This window comes from Pseudomonas sp. B35(2017), assembly GCF_002113645.1.
In the GTDB taxonomy this organism is placed as follows: domain Bacteria; phylum Pseudomonadota; class Gammaproteobacteria; order Pseudomonadales; family Pseudomonadaceae; genus Aquipseudomonas; species Aquipseudomonas ekonensis.
In genome coordinates this window covers 146,736-155,624 of sequence record NZ_NEIZ01000015.1, presented here as the reverse complement: position 1 = coordinate 155,624, position 8,889 = coordinate 146,736, and the positions used below count along the sequence as shown (strand labels likewise).

The 8,889-nt window shown below is 66.5% G+C and carries 7 protein-coding genes; 3 read left to right on the top strand and 4 right to left on the bottom strand.

Translation table 11 applies throughout. The annotated features are described in order from the left end of the window. Nucleotides 1–184 precede the first annotated feature (184 nt). Nucleotides 185–1,108 carry a LysR family transcriptional regulator gene (locus CAG41_RS21790; RefSeq protein ID WP_085577436.1) on the bottom strand — a complete coding sequence of 308 codons (924 nt, stop codon included), beginning with the start codon at nucleotides 1,106–1,108 and terminating at the stop codon, nucleotides 185–187. 210 nt (nucleotides 1,109–1,318) lie between these two features. Between CAG41_RS21790 and CAG41_RS21785 the strand changes: the two genes are divergently transcribed. Further along, nucleotides 1,319–1,720: a helix-turn-helix domain-containing protein gene (locus CAG41_RS21785; RefSeq protein WP_085577437.1), complete on the top strand. Its 402-nt coding sequence runs from the start codon at nucleotides 1,319–1,321 to the stop codon at nucleotides 1,718–1,720. Nucleotides 1,721–1,727: 7 nt separating this feature from the next. Here CAG41_RS21785 and CAG41_RS21780 read toward each other — a convergent pair whose 3' ends face one another. Beyond that, nucleotides 1,728–2,297, bottom strand: a complete 570-nt coding sequence (locus CAG41_RS21780; protein WP_085577438.1) for a flavodoxin family protein — start codon at nucleotides 2,295–2,297, stop codon at nucleotides 1,728–1,730. Between the two features lie 321 nt (nucleotides 2,298–2,618). Here CAG41_RS21780 and CAG41_RS21775 point away from each other — a divergent pair, with 321 nt between their 5' ends. Then, a complete protein-coding gene (locus CAG41_RS21775; protein ID WP_085707466.1) occupies nucleotides 2,619–5,456 on the top strand; it encodes a winged helix-turn-helix domain-containing protein in 2,838 nt (945 codons plus the stop codon). On the opposite strand, the gene CAG41_RS21770 is transcribed toward CAG41_RS21775, so the two are convergent. Both CAG41_RS21770 and CAG41_RS21765 read right to left on the bottom strand, forming a co-directional pair. Continuing rightward, nucleotides 5,418–6,890: a winged helix-turn-helix domain-containing protein gene (locus tag CAG41_RS21770; RefSeq protein ID WP_085707465.1), complete on the bottom strand. Its 1,473-nt coding sequence runs from the start codon at nucleotides 6,888–6,890 to the stop codon at nucleotides 5,418–5,420. The two genes, CAG41_RS21775 and CAG41_RS21770, sit on opposite strands and share 39 nt — an antisense overlap. Nucleotides 6,891–6,980: 90 nt before the next feature. Continuing rightward, nucleotides 6,981–7,931, bottom strand: a complete 951-nt coding sequence (locus CAG41_RS21765; RefSeq protein WP_085577441.1) for a GlxA family transcriptional regulator — start codon at nucleotides 7,929–7,931, stop codon at nucleotides 6,981–6,983. Between the two features lie 214 nt (nucleotides 7,932–8,145). Between CAG41_RS21765 and CAG41_RS21760 the strand changes: the two genes are divergently transcribed. Continuing rightward, nucleotides 8,146–8,868 (top strand): pirin family protein, encoded by a 723-nt coding sequence (locus CAG41_RS21760; RefSeq protein WP_085577442.1) that lies wholly within the window; start codon nucleotides 8,146–8,148, stop codon nucleotides 8,866–8,868. Nucleotides 8,869–8,889 lie beyond the last annotated feature (21 nt).

Here is an 8,889-nt window from a genome sequence, read left to right as displayed (position 1 = left end):
GGAGCGGTGGCTACTGTCAGATCTGACAGGGGTGGGCGGGATTCCGATGAGCGGCAGCGCAGCTCGTTTGCAAGCCGTCTGCGATGGCACATACCCGGATTGAAAGATCGCGCGCCCTTTTCGACGGGCGGGAGCAACTGTCTTGGCCCTGCCCTGCTGCCCCCCACTGACCGGGCAACGGCGCCTACGCCACCGGAATGTCCAGCTCCGCCGACATGAACTGGCTGATCCGCGACCGGAGCCAGCGTTCCGCCGGGTCGTTGTCGTGCACCCCGCTCCACGCCATCGACAGTTGCGCCGCGTCGATGGGGAACGGCGGATCCTCGGCCCGCAGCGCGCAGCCTTCCACCAGTGCGCACGCCGCGTAGTCGGGCACGGTGGCGATCATTTCGGTGCCGGCCAGCAAGGCGCGCAGGCCACTGAACTGCGGCACGCCCAGCACCACCCGGCGGGTGCGGCCGACCTTGGCCAGGTCCAGGTCGATGTTGCCGCTCAGATCGCCGGAGAACGACACCATCGCGTGGGGCCGCGCGCAGTACTCGTCCAAGGTCAGCGGCCCCGGACGGTCGTCGCCGCGCAGCACCTTGCAGGGAATGTCGCGCAGTTTCTTGCGTTTGGCGTTGGCCGGCAGATCCGTGGTGTAGCTAACGCCCACGGAGATTTCCCCGGAGGCCAACAATGTCGGCATCAACAGGTAGTTGGCGCGGCGGACCACCACCACGATCCCCGGAGCCTCCTCCTGCAACTGGCGCAGCAGCGGCGGAAACAGGCCGAACTCGGCATCGTCCGACATCCCGATGCGGAATACGTCGCAACTGGTGGCCGGGTCGAAGGCCTTGGCCCGGCTGACCGCGCCGCTGATCACGTCCATGGCCGGCTGCAGCTCGTCCAGGATCGCCAGGGCCCGGGCGGTGGGCTCCATGCCGCGACCGTTGCGCAGCAGCAACGGGTCATCGAACAGATCCCGCAGGCGACCCAGCGCGGCGCTCACCGCCGGTTGGCCCATGAACAGTTTTTCGGCAACGCGGGTCAGGTTCCTTTCGAACATCAGCGCTTCGAAGATCACCAGCAGGTTCATGTCGACGCGGCGCAGATCGTTACGGTTCATGGACGTGTTTTCCTTATGGAGTCAGGCGCAAGTGCTGCGCACTTTACCCGAACGACGGTGACGGGCCATGCGCGTTTGCGGCGGAATTAACAACGTTTAACTCGCAAGCCTCCGCCCCGCCGCCGAACAATGAATCCCTCTGCGCAGCGTTGTTTTTTCGACCTGAGGGAAGGCGCTGACCGTGCGTTCCCCCCGACACGGATTCTGGCCATGGCTCACCTACAGCAAACGCTCGCCCGCATGCCTGCCGGCGATGCGCCCAAACCTCAGACCGGCGGCCTCAGCCCGCAGCGGGAACGGTTGGTCAAACAGCTGATTCTCGAACGCCTGGACCAAAGCCTCGAAGTCACCGAACTGGCCCGCGCCTGTGCGCTGTCGCGCAGCCACTTTTCCCGCGCCTTCAAGTGCAGCACCGGGCTTTCGCCCCAGGACTGGATCCGCGCCCAGCGCATCGCCCGGGCCAAGCTGCTGATCCAGCACACGGACCTGAGCCTGACCCAGATCAGCCTCGAATGCGGCTTCTGCGACCAGGCGCATTTCTGCCACATCTTCACCCGCAGCGAAGGGATCAATCCGTTCGCCTGGCGCTGCCGGGTGGTCAAAGGGCTCTGATCCCTGCTCAACGCAGCGCCATGCGCTGAGCCAGGCGCGCCACGCGTTCGCCCAGGTGGGCGGCGGTGCGGCGGTCCTCGACCGGCGGCACCTGCCCGGGCGGCCGTTCGACGCACGACTGGGACATGGCGCCCAACGAACTGCCGAGCCGGTTCAGTTGCCCGTCGAACGATCCTTGGCACGAACGCGCCGGCAACAGGTCCAGGCCGACCCAGATCATCGAGTGCTGCGCGGCGAACACGGCCATTTGCTGGAGGGTGCCGAGCTTGTCGCCGCACAGGCTGCCGGAGTTGGTGAAGCCCGCCGCCAGCTTGTCGCGCCAGGGCCTGGCCAGATAGAACGCGGCCGTGGCTTCCATGAACTGCTTGAACGCCGCCGACGCGCTGCCCATGTAGGTCGGCGCACCGAAAACGATCGCGTCGGCGCGGTGCAGCCATTCCCAATGCGCGTCCACGTCCTCCACGGCGATCAGCCGGCAGGTGCTGCCCGAGTGGCGCGCAACGCCCAAGGCCACCGCTTCGGCCATGACCCGGGTATGCCCGTAACCACTGTGATAGACCACCACCACTTCGCTCATCGCAGCGTCCTCCGGACGTATGCATTCCTTCGCCCGCAGTGTTGGGGCGAGGCCGGCCAGGGACGAGTTAATCGTTGTTAATTTTTTCCGGTCGTCGGACGGGCCGGTGCAGGTTTCGGCCTTTAAATACAGTGGGTGCGACCCCGGATCGCCGCCGGAGCCCTTCGCCAGCACATTGCGCTCGCGGGCAATCATGGGGAATATGCCCGGAAACAGCGGACTAGACGCCCCGGCAGACCCTGCCGGCCACCGTCCGCCCCGGCCCTCGCCCCGTGAACGCGTGCGGCCGGGATCACAAGAAAGCGGTACAGGAGTGAGCGGTTGAGTCTTTCCCCGGATCAGGCCATCGGTTTCGGCCCCTATCGGATCCACCCCGGCCAGCGGCTGGTGCTCGAAGGCGACCAGCCGTTGCGCCTGGGCCGGCGTGCGCTGGACATCCTGCTGATCCTGCTGGCCCACGCCGGCGAGGTGGTGAGCAAGCAGCGGCTGATCGCCGGGGTCTGGCCCGACAGCGTGGTGGAAGACATCAACCTGCGGGTGCACATGGCCGCCTTGCGCAAGGCGCTGGGCGACGGCCAGGCCGGGCAGCGCTACATCGTCACGGTGGCCCAGCGCGGCTACAGCTTTGTCGCACCGGTGATCCGGCAGGCCATCGAGCACACGCCATCGCCGAGCGCGACCGGCCGGCACAACCTGCCGTTGCGCCGCACGCGGATGATCGGGCGTCAGGCGCTGGTCGACAACCTGATGGCCCAGCTGCCGCGCCAGCGCTGCATCACCCTGGTGGGGCCCGGCGGCATCGGCAAGACCACCGTCGCCCTGCGCGTGGCCGAACAATTGATCGGGCGCTACCGGGACGGCATCCGTCTGCTGGACCTGGCGCCGATCAACGATCCGCAACTGATCGGCTCGCACCTGGCCAATCTGCTGGACCTGTCGCTGCACGACAATGATCCGTTGAGTTGCCTGATCGCCAGCCTGCGCGACCGGCACATGCTGCTGGTGATCGACAACTGCGAGCACCTGATCGACGCCGTGGCCCTGCTCAGCGAAGGCATCCTGCGCGGTGCGCCCCAGGTGCACATCCTGGCCACCAGCCGCGAAAGCCTGAGGATCGAAGGCGAGTTCGTGCAGCGTCTGGAATCCCTCGACTGCCCGCCGCCGATCGCCGTGCCCGACCTTGCCCAGGCCATGAGCTTTTCGGCGCTGCAACTGTTCGCCGAACGGGCGATGGCCGGCCACGACAGCTTCGAACTGGGCGATGCCGACCTGCCGCTGGCCATCGAGATCTGCCGTCGGCTGGACGGCATTCCGCTGGCGCTGGAACTGGCGGCCGCGCAGGTCGCGACGCTCGGACTGGAAGGCTTGCTGATGCAACTGCAAGGCCGCTTGCCCGCCGGCGAGCGGATCGGCCAGAACCGGCACCAGACGCTGCGGGCCACGCTGGACTGGAGCTTCAACCTGCTCAGTGCCTGCGAACAGGCCTGCCTGCGCCGCCTCAGCGTGTTCCGCGGCGGCTTTACCCTGGAGTCGGCAGCAGCCGTGATCGTCGGTCGGCACATCGAACCGCACCACGTGTTCGGTTCGGTCACGCAACTGGTGGCCAAGTCGCTGCTCAGCGTCGAGGTCGGCGATGAAGAAGTGTTCTACCGCCTGCTCGACACCACCCGCCGCTATGCGCTGGAGAAGCTCGACCACGCCTTGGAACTCGACCAGACCCGCGAACGCCACGCCGAACGTTGCCTGGCGCTGATGCACCAGGCCCAGGCCGATTGGGAAATGACCCCCACCGTGCTGTGGATCGAACGCTACGCCCGTGGCCTTGAGGATCTGCGCGCGGCGCTGGGCTGGGCGCTGAACGGGGAAGGCCCGCAGGATCTGGGCGTACGCCTGACCGCGACCTCGGCGCCGCTGTGGCAAGAACTCTCGCTGCTCAAGGAATACGGCGGCCATGTGCGTCGGGCCCTTGAGTTGCTGGCGTCTGCCGCCTCGCCCTGCCCCCGCCTGGAAATCGCCCTGAAGCTGGCGCTCGGCAGTGCCTGCTACCACACCTTCGGCGGCACGCCGGAGACCATCGACGCCTTCGTCGGCGCCCATGCGCTGGCCCGGCAGCACGACGACATCGCCGGGCAACTGCGCGCCGTGTCCGGGCACATGGCGGTCAACCTCAGCTGCGGCCATTACCGGATGGCGCTGGAGCAGAGCGAGCAGTTCGAGAACCTGGGCCTGCACGGCGATCCGCTGTTGTCGTTGAGCACGCACCGCTTGCGGGTGCTGGCGCTGCATTACGCGGGGGATCAGCCGCAGGCCCGGATCCATGCCGAGCAGGTGATCCAGCGCATGGCCCAGAGCGGCCACCGCAACCGTTTCACCCATGGTTTCGGCGTGCAGTACGACCAGAGCGTCGCCTCGCTGACGGTGCTCGCCCGGGTGCTGTGGCTGCAGGGCTTTCCCGAACAGGCGTGGCGCACGGCCCGGCAGGCGCTGGACATCGCCGTGCAGATCGACCATGGCACGTCGATCTGCTACACCCTGGCCCTCGCCACCTGCCTGATCGCCCATTACAACGGCGACCGGCAGAACGCCCGCGCCCTGCTGCGCCAGCTGCACGAACAGGCGCAGAAGCATTCGGTGCTGCTGTTCCACACCTGGGCCCGGCAGTATGCGCAAGTGATCGACGCCGACACCGCCGTCGCCGTGCCGCCGGCCGACAGCGGGCTGGTCCGCGAGATCATGGTGACGCTCGACAGCGGCTTCATTGACGATGCCTTGCTGGAGCGCGCGCAGAGCGGCGCGGCGGGATGGAGCACGGCGGAGATCCTGCGGGCCCGGGCCGAGCAGCTGTTGCCTGAAGAACCGCTGCGGCTGGACGGACGCCAGCCTGCTGGCGATGGCGTCGAGACAGACACGGCCAGAACCGAAACCGCCGAAGCCGTTCTGCTGCAAGCGCTGGACATCGCCCGAAACCAGGGCGCGCTGGCCTGGGAACTGCGTAGCGCCACGTCGCTGGCCCGGCTGTGGCAGCGTCAGGCGCGCCACCACGAGGCGCTGGCGCTTCTCGATCCGGTCTATCGGCGCTTCACCGAGGGCTACGCGACGCCGGATCTGCGCAAGGTGCGCCTACTGCTGGACGAGTTGCGCAGCCAGACGGACGTCTGAGGCATCGTGCGTGCGCCCCCTGTAGCGGGCATGGCGCCGCTCCAGTTCAGCCAAGTCGCCGCTGTCCGCCGGCTGTTCGCCGAGGTAGCGCCGGGTGGTGTTGAGCAGGCGGTAGCGCACCACCCCGCTGCCCCGCTCCACCGTCAGCAACGATTTGGCCGCCAGCCGTTCAACCGCCGCCGCCAGCATCGACGGCGGCATTTGCGCACAGCTGATCACGGCCATCGCCGCGTCCAGGGTAAAGGCAGTCTTGAACACCGCCAGGCGTTGCAGCACGCGCCGCTCCTGGTCGCTCAGGTGCCGGCAGCCCCAGTCCAGCGCGGCGCTCATGGACTGATGGCGCGGCACCGCCGTGCGCCTGCCGAAACTCAGCCATTGCAGGCCGTTGTCCAGCTGGGCGTGCAGCCCGACCAGCGCCAGCGCATCGATCTGCGCAGCCGCCAGTTCAATCGCCAGCGGCAAGCCGTCGAGCCGCTGGCAGATCTCGCGCACCGCCGGCAGATCCTGCTCACGCAGCGCAAAGCCGTGCTGCCGTGCCCGGGCCCGGCTGACCAGCAACTGCACCGCCGAAAACGCCATGGCCTCATCGACATGGCAGCACGCCGACACACCGGGCACGGCCAGCGGCGGCACGTTCTGCACGGTTTCGAGGTTGACCTGCAACGCTTCGCGGCTGGTGACCAGGATCACCAGCCGCGGGGCCGCCGCCAACAGCGTCTCCAGCACCTCGCGGCAGGCTTCACGCCAATGGTCGGCGTTGTCCAGCACCAGCAGGGCGTGGCGGGCGGTCAGGGTGCGATAGTCGGTGTCCAGGGCTTGCAGCAACGCGTCGAGCAAGGGGGCGCTGGCGTCGATCAGCGAAAGATCCACCCGCCACACCCCGTCGCGAAAGTGCTGCAGCAGCAGCTCGGCCGCGCGCAAGGCCACGGTGGATTTGCCGACGCCGGCGGGGCCCGTCACGGTCATCAGCCGGCACAGCGGCAATTGGCGGACCAGGCCACCCACCAGTGAATCCCGACCGGTCACCGGGGTCAGCCGCGCCGGAAGATTGTGCTGGGGGGCCTGCAGGCTTTCGAACACCACCTGCGCAACGCTGTCGCCCTGCACCGGGGCGACGAAGCTGTAACCGCACTGCGGCACGTTGACGATGTAGCGCTGGCCCTTCTCACCGTCGCCCAGCGCCCGGCGCAAGGCGGCGATGTGCACCCGCAGGTTGATGTCTTCGACCACTGACGTCGGCCACACCAGCGCGATCAGCTGCTCCTTGCTGACGACGCGGCCGGCGCGCTCGACCAGCACCTGCAGGATGTCCAGCGCACGGCCGCCCATGCGCAATTGCCGATCCCCTTCGAGGATCAGCCGCTGGCGCAGGTGAAAGGCAAACGGGCCGAACCGCAGGACCGATGCCGTGCTCAAATCAACGAGGCTGTTCATGCCCGCTATCTTGGCAGGCCCCCATGACGGCACAACCGCCACACGGGGCGCAGCACGGACATCCGGGTGCCCGGGACGGACAGAAACGCTCTAGCTGAACTGTTCGCGGTACTGCAGCGGCGTCAGGCCCAGCTTTTCGCCAAACAGAAAGCGCATGTGGCGCACGCTGCCGAAACCGCTTTTGAACGCCACGGTCTTGAGCGGCAGGTCGCTGGTTTCCAGCAGATTGCGCGCACGGTCGATGCGTGCGTTCTGCAGGAACTCCATGGGCGTCATGCTGACCTCCCGGGCGAACACCCGCGCAAAGTGCCGCGGGCTCATGTTCGCGATCCCGGCCATCCGCTCAACGCTGAAGGCCTCCTCCAGGTGTTCCAGCACATGGTTCTGCACCCGCGTGACCGGCGTCTCCTGAGGGGCCACCGCCGCCATCAGCGGACTGAACTGAGCCTGTCCGCCCTGACGCTTCATCACCACCAGCAGCACCTTGGCCACGTCCTGGGCGAGCTTCTTGCCGTGATCCCGGGCGACCACCGCCAGGGCCAGATCGATGCCGGCGGTGACGCCGCCGGAGGTGATGAGGTTGCGGTCCTCGACGTAGATCCGGTCTGTCGCAACGATGGCCTTGGGAAACCCCTTGATCAGCCGCTCGGTGTAGTTCCAGTGGGTGGTGACGCGATAGCCGTCGATCAGCCCGGCATGCCCCAGCACGAATGCCCCGGTGCAGATGGAACCGTAACACCCCGCCCGACCGACCGCCCCCGGCAGCCAGGCCTGCAGCGACGGCAGCCTTTCGTTGTAGGCGCCGGGCCCGCCGGGCACCAGCAGCAGGTCGTAACGCTCGTTGTCGTCCTCGATGCACCGGTCGGTGTGCATCAAGACGCCATTGGATGCACGCAACGGCCCGCGTTCGGTGCCCAGGGTGGTCAACCGATAATGGTTCTGGGGCTTCAGGTAGCGGTTGGCCACCGAAAACACTTCGAGGGGGCCTGCCATGTCCAGCAGGAGAAACTCGGGAAACAGCACCATTGCCACGCTTTTCATGGGAGACACATCACTGAAATCTATGATTCGGCATAAGTTGCCGCATTTTGCCGCAGTACACCACGAGCGGCCCGAAAGACGCCGTGATCCGCAGCACAAAACTGTCAACTTGAGCAGGACAGTATTTCAATTTTCACCTACTTATTGCTCAAACCGGTAAATATTAATCTTCTCCTCAAGCGGACGAATCAACGTCCCGACAGGAGATTCCATCATGCTGACCCTTCGCAAAGCTTCCGACCGCGGGCTCGCCAACCATGGCTGGTTGAAGTCGTTCCACACCTTTTCCTTCGCCAGCTACCGTGACCCGCGCGAACAGGGTTTCTCGGACCTGCTGGTGATCAACGACGACCGCGTCGCCGCCGGCAAAGGTTTTGGCCAGCACCCGCACCGTGACATGGAGATCTTCTCCTACGTGCTCGAAGGCGCACTGGAACACAAGGACACCCTCGGCACCGGCTCGGTGATCCGCCCCGGCGACGTGCAACTGATGAGCGCCGGCAGCGGCGTGGCCCACAGCGAGTTCAACCATTCGACGAGCAAGCCCGTGCACTTTCTGCAGATCTGGATCGTGCCCGATGTGAGCGGCGCCAAGCCTCGGTATCAGCAGGAGCATTTCAGCCCGCAGAAAAAACGCGGCCGGCTGCAACTGATCATCTCGCCGGACGGCACCGACGGCTCGCTGAAGGTGCGCCAGGATGCACGGGTGTTTGCGGGACTGTTCGACGGCCACGAAAGCGCCACGCTGGAACTGCCGACCCATCGCTATGCCTACGTGCATGTCGCTCGCGGCAGCATTGAGCTGAACGGCGTGCAGTTGCAGGAAGGCGACGGCGTGCGGGTTCGTGAGGAACAGGCGCTGACCTTGAGCAACGGTGCTGATGCCGAAGTGCTGGTGTTTGACTTGAGGCCCCAAGAATTGCCAGAAATGCCTTGAGACAAACGCACCACCCAAAAA